The 16,856-nt window shown below is 61.0% G+C and carries 16 protein-coding genes; 2 read left to right on the top strand and 14 right to left on the bottom strand.

Annotated features, from left to right (window positions below):
• The coding region (locus VJR29_08000) for a hypothetical protein (protein ID HKY63344.1) at window positions 1-1,388 on the top strand (1,388 nt) is incomplete at its 5' end.
• A gap of 2 nt (window positions 1,389-1,390) precedes the next feature.
• Here VJR29_08000 and VJR29_07995 read toward each other — a convergent pair.
• From VJR29_07995 to VJR29_07930, 14 genes are all read right to left on the bottom strand, one after another.
• Window positions 1,391-2,815: a hypothetical protein gene (locus tag VJR29_07995; protein ID HKY63343.1), complete on the bottom strand. Its 1,425-nt coding sequence runs from the start codon at window positions 2,813-2,815 to the stop codon at window positions 1,391-1,393.
• A gap of 37 nt (window positions 2,816-2,852) precedes the next feature.
• Window positions 2,853-3,272, bottom strand: coding sequence for a peptide chain release factor-like protein (locus tag VJR29_07990; GenBank protein HKY63342.1), 420 nt, complete (start codon window positions 3,270-3,272; stop codon window positions 2,853-2,855).
• A gap of 4 nt (window positions 3,273-3,276) precedes the next feature.
• Window positions 3,277-3,747: a nucleoside deaminase gene (locus VJR29_07985; GenBank protein ID HKY63341.1), complete on the bottom strand. Its 471-nt coding sequence runs from the start codon at window positions 3,745-3,747 to the stop codon at window positions 3,277-3,279.
• A 15-nt stretch (window positions 3,748-3,762) separates the two neighbouring features.
• Window positions 3,763-4,665: a hypothetical protein gene (locus VJR29_07980; GenBank protein ID HKY63340.1), complete on the bottom strand. Its 903-nt coding sequence runs from the start codon at window positions 4,663-4,665 to the stop codon at window positions 3,763-3,765.
• Between the two features lie 2 nt (window positions 4,666-4,667).
• Window positions 4,668-5,267: an RNA polymerase sigma factor gene (locus VJR29_07975; GenBank protein ID HKY63339.1), complete on the bottom strand. Its 600-nt coding sequence runs from the start codon at window positions 5,265-5,267 to the stop codon at window positions 4,668-4,670.
• A gap of 557 nt (window positions 5,268-5,824) precedes the next feature.
• On the bottom strand, window positions 5,825-6,619 hold the full coding sequence (gene trpA, locus VJR29_07970; protein ID HKY63338.1) for a tryptophan synthase subunit alpha: 795 nt from the start codon (window positions 6,617-6,619) through the stop codon (window positions 5,825-5,827).
• Window positions 6,620-6,622: 3 nt separating this feature from the next.
• Window positions 6,623-7,825 (bottom strand): tryptophan synthase subunit beta, encoded by a 1,203-nt coding sequence (gene trpB, locus VJR29_07965; GenBank protein HKY63337.1) that lies wholly within the window; start codon window positions 7,823-7,825, stop codon window positions 6,623-6,625.
• A gap of 113 nt (window positions 7,826-7,938) precedes the next feature.
• Window positions 7,939-8,568: a phosphoribosylanthranilate isomerase gene (locus VJR29_07960; GenBank protein ID HKY63336.1), complete on the bottom strand. Its 630-nt coding sequence runs from the start codon at window positions 8,566-8,568 to the stop codon at window positions 7,939-7,941.
• Complete coding sequence (gene trpC, locus VJR29_07955) at window positions 8,565-9,347, bottom strand: indole-3-glycerol phosphate synthase TrpC (protein HKY63335.1); 783 nt, start codon at window positions 9,345-9,347, stop codon at window positions 8,565-8,567. The genes VJR29_07960 and trpC overlap by 4 nt, the downstream gene beginning before the upstream one ends.
• A gap of 78 nt (window positions 9,348-9,425) precedes the next feature.
• Window positions 9,426-10,448 carry an anthranilate phosphoribosyltransferase gene (gene trpD, locus VJR29_07950; protein ID HKY63334.1) on the bottom strand — a complete coding sequence of 341 codons (1,023 nt, stop codon included), beginning with the start codon at window positions 10,446-10,448 and terminating at the stop codon, window positions 9,426-9,428.
• Window positions 10,449-10,465: 17 nt separating this feature from the next.
• Entirely contained in the window at window positions 10,466-11,041 is a 576-nt protein-coding gene (locus VJR29_07945; GenBank protein ID HKY63333.1) for an aminodeoxychorismate/anthranilate synthase component II, read from the bottom strand.
• Window positions 11,032-12,489, bottom strand: coding sequence for an anthranilate synthase component I (trpE, locus tag VJR29_07940; GenBank protein HKY63332.1), 1,458 nt, complete (start codon window positions 12,487-12,489; stop codon window positions 11,032-11,034). Before trpE ends, VJR29_07945 begins: the two co-directional genes overlap by 10 nt.
• A gap of 318 nt (window positions 12,490-12,807) precedes the next feature.
• Entirely contained in the window at window positions 12,808-14,508 is a 1,701-nt protein-coding gene (locus VJR29_07935; protein HKY63331.1) for an alkaline phosphatase, read from the bottom strand.
• 73 nt (window positions 14,509-14,581) lie between these two features.
• Complete coding sequence (locus tag VJR29_07930; protein ID HKY63330.1) at window positions 14,582-15,910, bottom strand: porin; 1,329 nt, start codon at window positions 15,908-15,910, stop codon at window positions 14,582-14,584.
• Window positions 15,911-16,236: 326 nt separating this feature from the next.
• Here VJR29_07930 and thpR point away from each other — a divergent pair, with 326 nt between their 5' ends.
• On the top strand, window positions 16,237-16,773 hold the full coding sequence (thpR, locus tag VJR29_07925; protein ID HKY63329.1) for an RNA 2',3'-cyclic phosphodiesterase: 537 nt from the start codon (window positions 16,237-16,239) through the stop codon (window positions 16,771-16,773).
• Window positions 16,774-16,856: the final 83 nt, after the last annotated feature.

The raw sequence follows: 16,856 nt of genomic DNA, 5'->3' as shown, positions 1-16,856 counted from the left end.
ATCAAAATAGCGGCTTCAGCCAGAAGCCGGCTCGCCTCGATGAGCTGCTCGCCTCCAACCTCGACCCCGACACCGGCACCCTCCCCCAGCCCCTGCCCTTCGCCGCCACTTTGATGAAGGACAATTACACTCACGTGCTCTACGAGCCGGGGGCGACCTTCGACCTTTATCTCAAAACTTTGGCGATGCAGCTGGCCCTCGAGCTCGGATCTTTTCTCCCCTGGAGCTTCAGCGATTACCGAGCCTCCGACCTGGCGGTTCTGCTCGATGGGCGCCAAATGTTCCGTTACTTCCCCGCCGGCAGCGCGCCTTGGGGCGCCCCCGGAACGGTGGAGGACGAAGGCTACGACGCGGCCGGCTCCACTCCCGCCCCGCCCTTGGTCGCGATGAAGTTCTTGCTGCGCCAAGGGGTGCTCCGCAACAACCGCTGGGAAACCTTGGGCCAATGGTTGGAGTGGGAGCGAAACAAGCTCCAGCACACTTTGGGCAGCCCCCAAAGCCTGACCGGCGAATGCGGAAAGGAATTTCATGAGGTCTATTGGGGCACGAAAGGAGCCCAGCCGGCGGCTTTCATCCTTCATGGCACCGCGATGGCCTGCGCCTTAGTGCCGGTCCCAGGCAGCGGCAGCACTCAAGAGCCGACCTTCAACCCTGCGGTCAAGCACTACACCGGCGGCTGCGGCACCACCGGTGCCTTGAACCATCGCATGATGCGGCAGCTCAATATCGTCGCCGAGCCCGTCGCATTCACCCACGGCCAGACCCGCTTCGCGGTCGAACGGACGCCCTTCCAAGCCATGCTGGACGCCCTCGAACCCCTGCTTCCCGCCGAGCCGGCCATCGACGACGGGCTCTCGACCCTTTCGTCGAGCTTGGCCGGCCTGGCGGTCGCGAGCAAAATTCCCGGCCTCGGCTCCAACGGAGAGTCCCGCAACGTCCCGTCTCCCTTATTCACGACGAGCTTCACGCCGGGTTCCGGCTTGCTCAACGCCTATATCGATCACAATGACAACCCTTACGGCATGACCAAGCTGCCCGAAGCCGCGATGCCGGAGGCCTTGATCGACGAGACGACTTATCGGCGCTGGTTTCCGGAGCCGCCGCCCAACCTCAGTGGCGAGCAGCGAAGCCAATTCTTCAGCGCCCACAACAAGCGGGTCAGCTTGCGGCCGACCCAGCTGCGGATCGCCAAAATCCCTCTCCATACGATGCAGTATTATTGCTGGAAACAGGACGCCGGAAAGCCCCACGGCGAGACCGAGACTTATGAACAATTCTTCGCCGGCACCTACACGGTGGAGGAGTTGGAAAGCACCGGATTTTGGCAGCGCTTGGAGCAGAAGCTGAACGAGGCCGGCGGCTGCGAGGGCTTGCCGCCGATGTACTGAGCCTAAGGCCGCCGCCCGACCCCATCCAAACGCATTTCCAAGGCCCGGAAAACCGGATAACCCCGCAGCTCGGTCTTGACTTGGGTTTTGCCTTCGGTGACCAGGCGCTCGAGCTCCTTGCGGTCGGCCAATCGCGGATCGGGCAGCCGGGAAGCTTCTATCGCATAGCGGTACCCGATGGCCGAAACCGACAGTTTGAGATAAGCATCGAGGTGATCGATCAATTCATTCCGCTCCTTCACCGCCCGCTCGAAAGACGGCTTCCCGGCAATTTTTTTGATTTCTTTCAGCCTGAGCTGTCGCTGATTCACCAGTTGAACCAGGGCCTCCTCGGGGCTGCTGACGCCGCTGGGGCGGACGAAGGCATTGCGGCTGTTCACCTGCAGATGAAACATCAGATCAATGTGAATGTCCTGGATGGCTTGGTCGGCCTCGGCAATGCCGGCCTTCGCTTCGGCGCTTGCCAACGACGAAGCCTGCACCGCCCGCAGAGCACCGAAAATGGGATGTTGAGTGTAGATCTTCCGCAGAGTGACGAGGGTTTGCTCCAGCTCTGCCTTCGGCCGCGAAGCGAGATACTCGGCTTGAAAGAGATAGGCTTCCCTCTCCCCTGTTAAATGATCCTTGGACCCGGCTTGGGCGTCCTGATGATAGTGGTAAAGCTCATGGAGTAGACCCGAGCGAAACCAAAGCGGGCTGAAAGTGTCGCGGTAAGGCTCGAGCGAGCCGGCCAAGACTGCGTCGAGATCCGAGCGATAGATCATGAGACCGTGAGGCGCTTTTTGGCCGGCGGGCTCGGCTTGAATCCGCAAGCTTCCATGCCGAATTCCCTCGATCATACCGGCCAGGACTCGCCGATGCTTTCGGGTGAAGTCGCTGTCTTCCTTTTGCAGCGCTAGCAAAGCCCCGCCGATCGCCAAGGCGGCGACGCGGGAGGAAGTTCCCGAGCCTTGAGCTTGTTCGGCCAGGGTCAAAAATTGAGCTGGGGCGATGCCTTCGGATTGTAATTGCCGGGCCAAGCCGCCGGTCATAAGTTCGGCCGTTGGGCTCCAATCGCCGCCCGCGAAAACCCAGGTCCTCACCTGGTTCCAGCGGCCCAAATGAAGGCCTTCGAAGGGCGGCGTCCCATATTTTTGGGCGAAATTCGAGAGGGCAGTCGAATCGGCGGTCGCGAAGCCCCCGGCTCCCCGGCGCAAGCTTAACCGATCGGTCGCCGTTTGGAAGATGCCGTCTTTTTGCGAGTCGCCGTGGCAAAGCTGCGCCCGCTCCGAACCGAAGCCGAGCTCATGAACCTGACCGGCGCAGGGCTTCTCCCGGGGAGGTGACGGCTTCTTTTCTTCGTTTTTCTTGGAATCTTTGGGTTCGCCGTCGCAGCTCAGCAGCAGCAAAGCCGCCGGAACCAAGAACAGAGCCAATGGTAAAACCATGTTTCCTCTTCGACCCCTTTTGGCGAGGGTTGTGGGCTCAATATTCGGGGCTTTTGGGGGCCTTGCGGAGAGATTTCTTGGTCGATTGCCGCCGTTTTCCCTCCAGCATTTTCTCCTTGGCCCGTTTCGAGCGCTTGCGTTTCTGGCGGCGGATTTTCTCGATTTTCTGCTGGCGCTCGCTCTTTTCCCTGAGCACCCGCTCCTCGACCTTGTCGGCCAATAGCCGCCGGGCCATGAAGCGATTGAAGGCCTGGCTGCGGCTGCTTTGGCAGCGAACCTGAATCCCGCTGGGGCGATGAGTCAGCAAAACCACCACCGAAGTCTTGTTGATCTTCTGGCCGCCGGCGCCGGAGCCGCGGACGAACTCCTCCTCGAAATCGGCCTCGCGCAGACCCAAGCGGGCCAGCCGGGCTTCGAGCTCTTTTTGCTTCGCTTCGCTGACGATGGGTTGGGACATAGGTTCAGTAATGGCGGCGGTCTTCGCGGGCCGCCCAAATTTCGAATAAACGACGGTTCTCCTCGCGCAATAGGCCGCCTTCGATCTTCATCCCGCTTCCCCCTTCGCGCTTCATCGTCTGGTTGGAGATGGGCAGCTCGTTGAAGCCGAACTCGCGGGCGTCGGAGATGTCGCAGCCATAGACGATCCGGGAAATCTTCGCCCAATGGATGGCGCCGAAGCACATCGGACAGGGCTCGCAGGTGCAATAAATCGTGGCACCGCTCAAATCGATGCTTTTCCTCTCGCCGCCGGCGATCCGCAAGGCCTCGATCTCGGCGTGAGCCGTGATGTCGTGCCGGGCCCAAACCTGGTTGTTGCCGCAGGCCAGGACCTCGCCCTCGTGCACGATGCAGGCGCCGAACGGCGTCTGTCCCTGCTCGACGCCCTGGCGGGCCGCGGCGATCGCCAGGCGCATGTAGCCTTCGTCATTCATCTAAAGGATTGTGGCTTAAAGAAATGAAGGAGTCTCGGAATTTTTAGGGGTGGTATTGCCCTTCCAACGCTGCTCCACCAAGTCGGCCAAGCCCGGCGAGTTCTGGCGAAGCCAGGTCAGCTCCTGCTCGGCTTTTTGAATCTGGCCGAGCTGGAAGAGGCAACCGATGCGCAGGGCCATGGCTTCGAAGATACGGGGGTAGCTGGGGTACTTCTGGACCAATTCGGCGATGGCCTCGGCCGCGCCTTGGTGGTCGCCCAAGCCGTTCATCCGCAAAGCTTGCTGGTGGAGGAATTGGGCGAGGCCGAGCTGGGCCTCCTGCTCCAGGCTATAGATGTCGGCGCTGCCTCCCATGTCGAAGCTGGAAGCGCCGCTGCCGAAGCTGGCCAAAGAGACCTGGCCTCCACCGGCCAAGCGGGGATTGGGATTGGAGCGCCAAGCCGGAGCTCGATAGGGCCGAATGCGGCTGGGCGCGAAACTGGGCTCGCCAAAATCGGGATTACGGGCAGGCGCTGCGACGGCGACGGTCTCGCTCGGAGCCGGCGCGGCCACCGGGGCCTTGGCCACCGGCAAGGAAGTGTCGCGCCAGCGCTTGTATTCGTAGGTTCCGACCAGGGTGAAGGCGAGAACGAAGGCGCCGGTCAGCACCGGCCGCCAGAAAGCTCCCATACCGAAGAAGGCCCAGCGCTTGCGCTCGGGCTTGGGCAGGCGGGCCAAAGCCCGTTCGGCCAGGCCGGCCGGAGCCGTCACCGAAGGCAGTTTTTCGCGGTAAAGATCGCGGAGCCGGCCGAAGGACTCGAGCTCGAGGCGCCAATCCGGGTTTTGCTGGAGCGCCGCTTTGAATTCGGCCAAGTCAGCCGGGCTCAACTCGCCCTCGAGGTAATCGACGATTTGGATTTCGAAGATTTGTCTATCCATATCTACTCACGCTCCAGCAATTCGCGGTACTTCGACTGTTTAAGAGCCCGACGAAGCCCTTCCAGGGCGTATCGCATCCGGCTCTTCACTGTGTTGACCGAAACGCCGGTCATCTCGGCGATCTCCTCGAACTTGAATCCTTCTTTTTCCCTCAGCAAGAAAACCTCGCGCTGGTCGTCGTTGAGCTTGGCCAAGGCCCTCTCCAAGGCGGCTTCGATTTGGCGTGCCGAGGAAAGGATGTCGGCCGGGATATTGTCGCCGGCGATCTTGTCGCCGAGGCTGGCCTCGCCTTCGTCGCGCCGCTCGTCCAGGCTGATCGCGTCCCGGATTTTTTTGCGGCGAAAGGTGTCCACGCAGAGATTCCGCACGATCGTGTAGAGCCAGGTGGTGAACTTGCCGTTGGGCAGATAGCGGTCGGCGGCTTGGTGGACCTTGAAGAAGGCCTCCTGAAAGACCTCCTCGGCCGTCTCGCGATTGCCCAAGAAGCGGTAAATGAAGTTATACACCCCATTTTGATGCCGCTTCAGCAGCTCTTCAAAGGCCGGCGAATCGCCGCCCTGAAAGGCCACCATCAGTTCTTCATCGCTGCGTTTCGGTCCCATAGGAAAGCGGGACCCACCGTAATGTCAGAGACCCGAACTGGTCAAGATAAGTGTCGGAACGAATTGAGGAATGGAAGGTTTTGAAAAAGTTAAATTTTTCTTGCTTGGGGTGTGGGGGGATGCCTTGGTTTGCCTTGTGGCTGCTCGAATTCAAATTGGTACTTCAAGGGGCTTGGGCAGCGGGAGCAGGGCCTGTCTCGCTGACACCCCCGCCGTCCTCGCAGGGGCTGCGGGCGGCGGGGTCCCCCGTCATCGAGCCACCCGCTCCCGAAGAGGCTGGGCAAACAGTTGTTTTTGCTGTTTTTGCTGTCATTCCGAGGGGCGAAGCGACGAGGAATCCTTGCGGAGTTTTTTAGCCTAAAATACTCCGCAAGGATCCCTCGCTCCGCTCGGGATGACAAACCTACGGACTCTGTTTGCCCAAGCTTCTTCTGGCCCCGAACGGGTGGCCGGGCGGGGGCCCCCCGCCGCCCGCAGCTTGCGAGGACGGTGGGGGTGCAGACCGGACAGGACCCGTTCGGGGCCAGCCACTTAAGTCCCTTTCAAACCGACCTTGGTTAGTGGATCTTTTTGCTCATGGAGCGAACAAGGCGAGAAACTTTAGCGATGGCCTGCTTGGGAGGCGATTTGGCAAAGCAATCGACCAAGGCCGACCCCACCACCACCCCGTCGGCATCCCGCGCCACGGCGGCGGCTTGATCGGCGGTCTTGATGCCGAAGCCCACGCAGACCGGTAGCGGGCTGTCCTTGACGACTTCTTTCAACTTTTGGTGGAGGGATTGAGTGGATCGAATGGCCGCTCCGGTCACCCCGGTCAGCGAGACATAATAGATGAAGCCCGAGCCCTTCCGGCGGACCAGGTCGATCCGTTCCCGGCCGCTGGTCGGGGAAAGCAGGTAGACCAGGGAAATCCCCTCGGCCTTGGCGGCGCGCCGGACCTCCTCGCCCTCTTCCGGCGGCAAGTCGACCAGCAAGGCACCGTCCACTCCGGCCCGCTTGGCGGCGGCGAAAAATTCGGGGATGCCGTACTGTAGAACCGGGTTGAAGTATCCCATTAAAAGTATAGGAATTTCGCTGGTTTTTCGGATTTTCGCGACGGCCTGAAAAATCCCCTTCAAGGTGGTCCCGGCTTTTAAGGCCCGCTCGCTGCTCTTTTGAATGACCGGCCCATCGGCCATCGGATCGCTGAAGGGCATGCCCAGCTCGATGACGTCGGCGCCGGCCTTTTCCAATTCCAGGACGACTTGAGGGGTCCATTTCAGGTGGGGATCGCCGGCGGTGACGAAGGCGACCAGGGCCTTCTTCCCTTCCCGCTGCAGCGCGGCCAATCGTTTCTCGATGCGGTTCTTCATGGGTTAAAGGGTGACCTTCTTATAGCGGGCGATGGTGCCCATGTCCTTGTCGCCCCGGCCGCTCAAATTGACCACCAGCAGCTTGCCCTTGGGTGCTTTCTTCAAATAGGCCACGGCATGGCTGCTTTCGAGGGCCGGCAAAATGCCTTCATAGCGGGTCAACAGGTCGAAGCCCTCCATGGCCTCGGCATCGGTGACCGGAACGTATTGGGCCCGGCCGGTTTCCTTGAAAAAGGCATGCTCCGGGCCGACTCCGGGATAATCCAGGCCGGCGCTGATCGAGTGGGTCTCGGTGATCTGTCCCTCGGCGCTTTGCAAAAGATAGGATTTCTGGCCGTGGAGAACCCCGACCCGGCCGGCCACCAGGGTGGCGGCATGACGCCCGCTCTTCACGCCGTCGCCGGCGGCCTCGATGCCCACCAGCTCAACCCCTTCGTCCTTGAGGAAGGGGAAAAAAATGCCCATCGCATTGGAGCCGCCGCCGACGCAGGCCACGACCTGATCGGGCAGGCGGCCTTCGGCCTTGAGGATCTGGCGCCGGGCCTCGTCGCCGATCACCCTTTGGAAATCGCGGACCAAGACCGGATAGGGATGAGGACCGGCCACGGTGCCGATGCAGTAGTAGGTGGTCTCGATATTGGTGATCCAATCGCGCAGGGCCTCGTTCAAGGCGTCCTTCAAGGTCGCCGAGCCGCTGGTCACCGGGATCACCTTGGCGCCGAGCAGCTTCATCCGGAAGACGTTCAAGGCCTGGCGCTGGATGTCCTCGGCCCCCATGTAGACTTCGCAGTCGAGGCCGAAGAGCGCGCACATCGTGGCGGTGGCAACGCCGTGCTGGCCGGCGCCGGTTTCGGCGATGATCCGCTTCTTGCCCATCCGGCGGGCGAGCAGGATCTGCCCCAGGGTGTTGTTCACCTTGTGGGCCCCGGTGTGGCAGAGGTCCTCGCGCTTGAGATAAATCTTGAGGCCCAGCTTCTCGCTCAAGCGGCCGGCGAAATAGAGCGGCGTCGGGCGGCCGACGTAGGTCGCGGCATAATGGTTGAACTCTTTCTTGAAACGGGGATCGCGCTTCACTTTCTTGTAAGCCAGCTCGAGCTCGCTCAAGGCCGGCATCAAGGTTTCGGCGACGAATTTGCCGCCGAATTCGCCGAAGCGGCCGTGGCGGTCGGGAAAGGGATATTTTTTGAAATCGAATTTTTTCGCCATCGATTCGTTTCCTAGCACTGTCATTCCGAGGAGCAAAGCGACGAGGAATCCTCTACGGACCCGGTAGTGGATCCTTCGCCTGCTGGCTCAGGATGACCGTCCTCTGCGGCCGGTCATTTGACTCGCGTCAGCCCGGCTTTGGCCCGGGAAATGAAAACTTCCATCTTGTGCCGGTCCTTGATCCCCGGCTGCTCCTCGACCCCGCTGGCCACGTCGACCATGAAGGGGTTCACCGTCGCCACCGCGATCCCGACATTCTCGGGATTGAGGCCGCCGGCCAGGATGATCTTCTTGCCGAGCTTCCCGGCCTCGCGGACCAGGTCCCAATGGGCGGTCAGCCCGGTGCCGCCGTAGGCTTTTTCGGAATAAGCGTCGACCAAGATCCACTCGCACTGGTATTTGGGGATCTCGATCAGGTCGGCCTCTTCCTTCAGACGAAAAGCCTTGTACCAGGGCCTTCCCAGGACATTGAGGGACTCGGCCGATTCATCGCCGTGGAATTGAAGCAAGTCAAGCTCCAGTTCGATGGCGACGTCGAGGACCTCTTGGGGGTCGGCGTTGACGAAGACTCCGACCTTCGGGATGTTGGTCGGGATCTCCTGAAAAATTTCCCTCGCCTTCTCGTAAGGCAGGAAGCGCGGCGAATCGGGATAGAAATTGAATCCCAAGTAATCGGCGCCCAGCTCGATGGCGTCGAGAGTGTCGTTCAAATTGGTCAGGCCGCAGATCTTCACCAAGGTCATTGGAGCAACTCCTTCAGCGCGGAGCCGGGGCTCTTGGCTTTCATGAAGGCCTCGCCGATCAAGAAGGCGCCGATGCCGGCGGCCTTCAAGCGCGCCAAGGTTTCGCGCTTGTCGAGGCCGCTCTCGGCGACCTTGAGGGCGGCGGCCGGCAACCGGGGCAGGAGCTTCTCGCTCAAGGCGACGTCGACCTTGAAGGTCTTGAGATCGCGGTTGTTGACCCCGACCAACCGGGCTCCGACCGCGGCGGCCAAGTCGGCCTCGGCGGCGTCGTGAACTTCCAACAGGACCGAGAGATTCAGCTCCTCGGCAAGGCCCTCGAGATCCTCGATCTGGGATCTGCCGAGCATCGCGGCGATCAGCAAAATCGCATCGGCCCCGGCCTCGCGGGCGGCATAGATTTGGTAAGGATCCCAGACGAAGTCCTTGCGCAACAAAGGCAAATCGACGGTCGCCCGGACTTGGCGGAGATGGTCGAGATGGCCGCCGAAGAAATGCTCGTCGGTCAAGACCGACAGGGCGGCGGCGCCGTGCTCTTCGTAATCCCGGGCGATGGCCGGCGGATCGAAATTCTCCCGGAGCAGGCCCTTGCTGGGCGAGCGCTGCTTGATCTCGGCGATCACGGCGAAAGGAGCGGCGCTGTCCTCGAGCCGGCGACGCAACGGCAGCGGACGGTAAGCATGGTCCCGGACCTTGGAGCGCAGGTCCTCCAGCCGGGCCTGGCGCTTGTAGTGCGCGAGCTCGTCTTTCTTGTAATCGAAGATTTTATCTAAGATGGACATACGTTGCCTTGTCATTCCGAGGAGCGACGAGGAATCCCTGCGGATGACCTTTTCGAAAAACTATCCCGCAGGGATCCCTCACTCCGTTCGGGACGACATTTGTCTTTTACTCAACCTCTCCAAAATATCCGCCGCCGCCCCGCTCTCGATGGCGTCCTTGGCCAGCACCGCCGCCTCTTTCAAATCCTTCGCCTTGTCCGCCACCACCAAAGCCGCGGCGGCGTTCAAGACCAAGCCGTCGCGGATCGGTCCGAAAAAAGTCTTGTCGAAAATTCCTCGCAGCAACTTAGCGTTGTGGGCCGCGTCCTTGCCGGCCAGGAACTTCACGTCGCTCTCGCGCAGGCCGGCGTCGCCGGGCTGAACAAGCTCTTCCCGCAAACCCTCGGGGCTCACCTCGGTCACGTAGGTTAAGCCGCCGGTGCTCAACTCGTCCATCCCCTGATCGCTGCTGACCACCCAGGCTTTTTCGGTCCCCAGTCGCCGCAAGGCCTCGGCCATGACCGGCCGCATCGCCGGGGCGAAAACCCCAACCACCTGCCGCTTCACCCCGGCCGGATTGAGCAGCGGGCCCAGGAAATTGAAGACGGTCGTCGTTTCCAAGCGCTTGCGGATCTGCTGCACCCGGGCGGTGGCCGGGTGGAAGCGCGGCGCCAGCATGAAGCCGAAGCCGTCGCGGGCCACGGCGGCCGCGATTTCCTCGGCGCCGAGCTCGATCGGAATGTCCAATGCCTCCAGCAGGTCGGCGCTGCCCGACTTCGAGCTGATCGCCCGGTTGCCGTGCTTGGCCACCGGGACCCCGCAGGCCGCGGCCAAGAGCGCCGCGCCGGTCGAAAAGTTGAAAGAGCCGGTCTTGTCGCCGCCGGTCCCGCAGGTGTCGATGGCGCCGAGCGTCGTCAGGCGCACCGGAGTCATCTTTTCGCGCAGCACTTTCGCCGCCTCGGTCAAGACGTCGGCGTCGATCCCGCGGGTCGAGAGCGAGGTCAGGAAAAGCGCGATCTCCGAATCCCGGGTCTCCTCCTTGAGGATAGCCTCGAAGCCGCCGCGAATCTCCGCAGGGCTCAGCGGCGCACCGTCGACGATCTTGCGCAGTAGTTCCCTCATTCCCGTCGTTGGGGTATTCATCGCGCCGCCACCCGTTTGAGGAAGTTCCGCAGCAAATCCTTGCCGGCCTCGGTCAAGATGGACTCGGGATGGAATTGGACGCCCTCGACCGGATATTCGCGGTGGCGCAGGCCCATGATCTCGCCGGCATCGGTCCAGGCCGAAATCTCCAGGCTGTCGGGCAGGCTCTCCCGCTCGACCAGCAACGAATGATAGCGGGTGGCGACAAAGGGGTTCTCCAGCCCTTGATACAGGGTCTTGCCGTCGTGATGGATGAGGCTGGTCTTGCCGTGCATGACGTTCTTGGCCCGGACGACCTTGCCGCCGAAGGCTTGGCCGAGAGCCTGGTGGCCGAGGCAAACGCCGAGGATCGGCAGCTCGGGCGAGAGCTTTTTCAAGAGCTCGAGCGAAATCCCGGCTTCATTGGGCGTGCAGGGGCCGGGCGAGATCACGACCGCCTCCGGCTTCAGCCGGCGGGCCTCGTCGACGCTCAGCTCGTCGTTGCGCTTCACCAAGAGCTCGGCCCCGAGCTCGCTCAAATACTGGACGAGGTTATAGGTGAAGGAGTCGTAGTTGTCGATCATCAGGAGCATCGCTTAAGTGCCTCCAATACCGCTCGAGCCTTGTTGTTCGTCTCCAAAAATTCGAGCTCGGGCTTGGAGTCGAGGACGACGCCGCCGCCCGATTGGAACCAAGCCTTGCCGCCGGCGAAGGCGACGCTGCGGATGGTGATCGCCATGTCGAGGTTGCCGTAGAAATCGAAATATCCGACCGCCCCGCCATAGGGCCCGCGGCGGGCGTTTTCCAGCTCCTCGATGATCTCCATCGCCCGGATCTTGGGCGCGCCCGAGAGCGTCCCGGCCGGGAAGGCCGCCTTGACCACGTCGACCGCGTCGAAACCCGGGCTCAGCTCGCCCTCGACGTTGGAGACCATGTGCATGACGTGGGAGTATTTCTCGGTCACCAAGCGTTCGGTCACCTTGACCGTCCCCTTCTTCGCAACCCGGCCGACGTCGTTCCGGCCCAAGTCGAGGAGCATGATGTGCTCGGCGACCTCTTTGGGATCCTCCCGCATTTCCTGCTCCATCCGGACCTCGTCCTCGGCGTCCCGGCCCCGCCGCCGGGTTCCGGCAATCGGACGCACCGTCACCTTGGAATCTTCCAGCCGCACCATCACCTCGGGCGAAGAGCCGACCAAGGCCTGGTCCTCCATCTGGAGGTAAAACAGGTAGGGCGAGGGATTCAGCCGGCGCAGCTCACGATAAACCTGAAAGGGCGAGCCGCGAAAGGGCGTCTCCCATCTTTGGGAGAGGACCACCTGGAAGATATCGCCGGCCCGGATGTATTCCTTGGCCGCCTCGACCATCCGGTGGAAATCCTTTTCCGAGGTGTTGCTCTTCGGCTTGATCGCCCCGGCCTTCCGCCTTGCCTTTTCCCTGGGCAACGGCCTCTTCAGGCGCGCCGCCAAAGCTTGCAGGCGCCGCAAGGCCTTCTCATAGGCCTTTTTCTCGGTCACCCGCCCGTCGAGGTGGGCCATGGCCACCAGTTTGACCTCGTGGCGGAAATTATCGAAGGCCACCAAGGAATCCTGGAGCATGAGCCGGCAATCGTCGAGCGGCAGGCTCGGCTTCTTCCGGTCGGGCAGCTTCTCCATGAAGCGGACCATGTCGTAGCCGAGGTAACCGACGAAGCCGCCGACCAAGCGCGGCAGATCCTCGCCGTCGACCGGCTGAAAGCCCTTCAGAGTTTCGCGGATCGCGTCGAGCGGATTGCCTTGCAGGCGGTCGACCCGCTTGCCGCGGCGGATTTCGATGACATCGCCTCGGGAGCGAAGGACCAGGCTGGGCTCGGATCCGAGGAAGGAATAACGGCCCCAGCGCTGACCGCCCTCGATCGATTCGAAGAGAAAGCGGTGCGGCCCCTCGGTCATCTTGAGGAAGGCCGAGACCGGGGTCTCGGTGTCGGCGTTCAGGGTCTCGACGAGCGGTATCAGATTGCCCCGGGAAGCCAGGCGGCGAAATTCCTTGAAGGATATCGGCATCCTTCATGATTAGCACAGGGATTTGGAGTCGGTCCAGTAGCAAGGGGCTTTAGCCCCGTTGACTCGGGTCAACAGAGGCCCTCGTCATCCTGAGCGAGGAGGTCATCCTGAGCGGGGGCCCCAGTCGAACGCCGCAGGTTCGAGTGAGACTGGGGCGAAGGATCTGCGACCCGCCAAGGTTATTTGAATGGCCCAAGCTTCTTCGCATCCTCTTACGGAATTCCGAGGGGGCGAAGGTACGCTGGAGCATGATCGTTTCTTGCCCAGTCGCAGATCCTTCGCTTCGCTCAGGATGACGATTTACCACAGGATGACAATCTACCGATTGTTCAGCGCATCCTCGATGATCTTGTAGATATCGGTGTTGTCGATGAAGCCCTTGACCCGTTCGGCATAGCGCGCGGGGCCTCGGGCCAAGGTCAGGATCGGAGTCGCGGTGTGGGTCCCGCTGGCCCAAACCGCGTGATTTTGGTCCGAGACCGCCCGGCCCAGGATGTTGGGATGAATCGAGGAATGGACGTAGAACTCGGGAAAATCCTCGGGCGAGGCGTCCTTGGCGCCGGGCTCACGATGCAGGATCCGCCGGGCCTCGGCTTCGCCGATCGAATAGGATGTTTCCTTCTTGATGGCGGCCATCAGGTCCTTCACCGCGGCGTCCATCGAGTAGGTCTTTTCGCCGTCCTTCGAATAAAGCTTCTTGGTGATGGGCTCGAGAATGGCCCGGAAGGATTTCTTCTGCTTGATGAGGAAGTCGTATTTGGTGAAGGCCGCGAAGTCGTAGGGCTTGTGGTAGGCCAAGCCCGAAGGCAGAGCCAACTCGAATTCGATCTTCTTGCCGTAAGCGAAACCGAAGCCGCCGGTTTCGTGGTCGGCGGTGATGATCAGCAGAGTGTCAGGATGGCGGTCGACATAATTCATCGCGACCTGGATGGCCTCGTCGAAATCCAGCGTTTCTTGGAGCATGGTGCCGGCGTCGTTGTCATGGCCGGCATAATCGATCAAGCCCCCCTCCACCATCAAGAAGAAGCCCTTGGGCTTGCGGTCCAAGAGGTTCAAGGCGGCCTGAGTCATCTGAGCCAACGAGGGCAAGGAGGCGATGGATCGACGCTCTTGGATCATCGGCATGACCGAAGCGCTGAATAAGCCCAGGACCTTGGTGTCCGGAGCCAGGCTGATCCGGTCGAGCTGCTCGGATCGGCAGACGAAGGTCATGCCCTTGCTCTTGGCGGCGGCGATGAGGTTCTTTTGGTCCTCGCGCTTGCTCTTGCCGTCGATCTCGGGCTTGAGGCCGACGCATTCCTCGAGGTCGACGGCCTTCATCGGCTCCCTCTTCACCTCGTCGCGGTATTGGGGAATGAAATTGGCGATGCCGCCGCTCAGCATGACGTCGATGTCGTGGCGCTCGATCATGTCTTCGGCCAGCTCATTTTCCATGTCCCGGAAGACCTGATGGCCGGCGAAGCTGGCCGGCGTGGCGTGGGTGATGCGGGTGGTCGAAACCAAGCCGGTGGCCTTGCCCATTTTTTCGGCTTTCTCGAGGATGGTCTCGCAAGGGTAGCCGTTGGGATCGAGGCCGACCGTTTCATTCAAGACCTTCATACCGCAGGCGATGGCGGTGGCGGCCGCCGCCGAGTCGGTGACGATCTCGCCGTAGCTGGTGGTGCGGGTCAGGCCGCTCGAATGCCCTTTCATCATTTTTTCCAGGGCCAGCTCGGGCTCACCGGCCTTGCGCAACTGACGGTAAATGACGGCTTGGCCGACTTGCTGGATGCCCATGCCGTCGCCGATCATGAGGATGACGTTCTTGACCGGACCGGCCTTCTCGACCGGCATCGAGGGGTGGGTGGCGGCGACGCTTTCTTGGATGAGCTGGGGGCCGGGGGCCGGCTCGGCGGCGGGCTGGGGGGCGGCGGCTTTCTCCGAGCCACCCATCTGGGTGGCGCAAATGCCGGCCCAGAAAACCAGGACCAACGAGAGAAGGCCGACCTTTTTATAATTCACCGCTTGGGGTTTCGCCATGGTTCCTCCAGGAAACCCCCATACCCAGGGTCATGCTTAGTCCGTCCCCATCGCCAATCGCAAGCCGAAATCGCTAGAACTTGGTTTGCAACCTCAGCCGGAATCTTTGAGAAGTCTGCACGCCGTCTTTGGTTGCGGTCGGCAACACCGAATAGTCGCTCTGCAGCTTGAGGTTCTTCGACTTGAGGGGAAAGCCGTTAACGCCGAGCTGAAACTCGGCCTTGTCGTTCTGCAGTCCCTCCAAAAAGACTTGGGAAGCCCGGGCGGCGACCTCGATTCTCTTGGGAAGGACGAAATATCCGGCCTGAGCGTAATAGCCGTAATCGTTGGTCTTGGAAAGCTCGGGGTCGCCGGGCTTGGTGTTGCGATAGAAAAACTCGCCGGTCATCGCCAGCCCCTTGTACTTTACACCGGTTTCGGCGCCTACTTGGCTCAATTTATCGGCCGAGAGATCGACCTCGTTATAAAAACCCGAGGCCCCGACGAAAGCCGCCGGGCTGGTCGTGAAATCGTAATCGCTTTCGCTGTAACCGAAATCGCCCTTGAGGTTGTAAACCGCCCGCGCCGCATAGAGAAAATCGTTGTTGACGTTGATGGTGTTGGTGCCGCTGCCGTTGAAGACGCCGGCATAATATTCCACCTTCTTGCCGGCCGCGCGGCCATGAAGCATGAGGCCGACGTCGCGGCCGTTGCGAACCCGCTTGTCGGGCAGCCCGTCTTTATCGGTGTCCTGATCGATAGCGTTGATGAACTCGATGGAGGCCAGGGACCGATCGATGAACATCTGCTCGCTGCTGCTGACCCAGTGCTGGCGAATATAAGGTACGGTTTGCTGGCCGAAGCGAACCTCGAGCTGCTCGTAGAACTTGTAGTTCATGTAGGCATCGAGCAGCAGCTCGTCCTTGAACTTCACCAGATCGATTTGGAACTTGTAGGTCAGGCTCTTGTTGACCAGGTTCCCGGCGAAAGTCAGACGGGCTCGGCGAACCCGGAAGCCGTATTTGTTCTCACCTTTGACCCGGTCGAATTCGAACTGAAACTGCGCGTAGCCGCTGAACACCAACTTGTACTTGCCGTCATCCGATTGAATGTAAAAACCCTTGTCGTAACCGGCGTTCTTCGTGGGCTTCGCTGCTTGGGGAGCTTCCTCCGATTTCGAGGAGCCATTTTGGGAAGTGGCGCTGGGGGTGGTGCCCACCACCGAGCTCTTGGCGACCTTGATCGGCGCCGGCTCGGCGTCCGGCTGTTCGATTTTGAAACCTTGAACCGAGCCTTTGCCGGTTTTAACGGGGGCAGAGGCGCTGGGCGTCTTGATCCCGACAACCGAGTTCTTCGCACCCGCCAGACCCGGCAGGCAAAGCCAGGTCAACACACTGAGCCCCAGCAGACTTCGACGTAACATGCCGTTCTCCTTTTCCTCGAAAGGCATTGCTTTGGGTTTGGCTATAACTCGACGGAACCAGAGAAAAATTGCTAATTTTGTCGGGTGGATTTCCGGTACAAAATTGAGAGGTTCGCGGCTCGACTTATCCCTCGCCGAGCGGGACCGCGAGGCGACTTTTGACCTAAAGATTGTGTGAAATTTTTATAAGTAATTTCAATTGATTATGAATTTTTTTTGAGAAAACAGTTTAAGTAAGGCCAAGCGTTGCTTGAAGGTGTCGGAAGCACGACAAAAATTCTGAAAAACCGACGGCACCTCGCCGTCACCAAGATTTTACGATTTCCATGCGCCTTTTCACCGCCATCGATATCCCCGACAGCCTCCGCCAGCGCCTGACTCCCCTGTTGGAGGAAAGCTTGCCCGGCGTCAAATGGACGCCGCTGGAGAACCTCCACCTGACGCTCCGCTTCATCGGCGAGACCGATTGCCAGGGCTTCGCCGCTCTTCGCGAAGCCTTGGGCGAGCTTCGGCCGGAGGCCTTTCGGCTCCAGCCCCAAGGCCTGGGAGTCTTTCCCACACCGATGCGGCCTCGAATCCTCTGGCTTGGCTTCCGAAACGAGACCCGGCTCCTGGACCTGCAAAAGGCCATTGAGAAAACCCTCCTCGGTCTTGGCCTGCCGCCCGAACCCAAGGCCTTTAGCCCTCACCTCACCCTGGGCCGCTGCAAATTTCCGGCGCCCCGCGAGGTCGGAGCCTTTCTGGCCAAGCATCGCGCCTTCCAAGCCGAGACCTTCGAGGTCCGCGAGTTTCACTTGTACTCCAGCACCCCTTCGCCTAAATCCTCGATCTATCGGATCGAGCAGAGCTATCCTTTGACATGATAGGAACCTGTCATTCCGAGGAGCTTTAGCGACGAGGAATCCCTGCGGAGGCTCTTGGCGCCGAAAGTCTCCGCAGGGATCCC

The organism is bacterium (assembly GCA_035281585.1).
GTDB lineage: Bacteria > UBA10199 > UBA10199 > DSSB01 > DSSB01 > DATEDP01.
Note: the sequence above shows the minus strand (reverse complement) of the source record. Positions and strands in the feature narration are given on the sequence as shown.

Excerpts from the sequence above, each read along its gene's own strand:
- VJR29_07985 (HKY63341.1), bottom strand. The coding sequence starts at position 3,747 with ATGAATGACGAAGGCTACATGCGCCTGGCGATCGCCGCGGCCCGCCAG.
- VJR29_07935 (HKY63331.1), bottom strand. The coding sequence starts at position 14,508 with ATGGCGAAACCCCAAGCGGTGAATTATAAAAAGGTCGGCCTTCTCTCG.
- VJR29_07980 (HKY63340.1), bottom strand. The coding sequence starts at position 4,665 with ATGGATAGACAAATCTTCGAAATCCAAATCGTCGATTACCTCGAGGGC.
- thpR (HKY63329.1), top strand. The coding sequence starts at position 16,237 with ATGCGCCTTTTCACCGCCATCGATATCCCCGACAGCCTCCGCCAGCGC.
- trpA (HKY63338.1), bottom strand. The coding sequence starts at position 6,619 with ATGAAGAACCGCATCGAGAAACGATTGGCCGCGCTGCAGCGGGAAGGG.
- VJR29_07975 (HKY63339.1), bottom strand. The coding sequence starts at position 5,267 with ATGGGACCGAAACGCAGCGATGAAGAACTGATGGTGGCCTTTCAGGGC.
- VJR29_07930 (HKY63330.1), bottom strand. The coding sequence starts at position 15,910 with ATGTTACGTCGAAGTCTGCTGGGGCTCAGTGTGTTGACCTGGCTTTGC.
- VJR29_07990 (HKY63342.1), bottom strand. The coding sequence starts at position 3,272 with ATGTCCCAACCCATCGTCAGCGAAGCGAAGCAAAAAGAGCTCGAAGCC.
- VJR29_07960 (HKY63336.1), bottom strand. The coding sequence starts at position 8,568 with ATGACCTTGGTGAAGATCTGCGGCCTGACCAATTTGAACGACACTCTC.
- VJR29_07995 (HKY63343.1), bottom strand. The coding sequence starts at position 2,815 with ATGGTTTTACCATTGGCTCTGTTCTTGGTTCCGGCGGCTTTGCTGCTG.
- trpD (HKY63334.1), bottom strand. The coding sequence starts at position 10,448 with ATGAGGGAACTACTGCGCAAGATCGTCGACGGTGCGCCGCTGAGCCCT.
- VJR29_07945 (HKY63333.1), bottom strand. The coding sequence starts at position 11,041 with ATGCTCCTGATGATCGACAACTACGACTCCTTCACCTATAACCTCGTC.
- trpE (HKY63332.1), bottom strand. The coding sequence starts at position 12,489 with ATGCCGATATCCTTCAAGGAATTTCGCCGCCTGGCTTCCCGGGGCAAT.
- trpC (HKY63335.1), bottom strand. The coding sequence starts at position 9,347 with ATGTCCATCTTAGATAAAATCTTCGATTACAAGAAAGACGAGCTCGCG.
- trpB (HKY63337.1), bottom strand. The coding sequence starts at position 7,825 with ATGGCGAAAAAATTCGATTTCAAAAAATATCCCTTTCCCGACCGCCAC.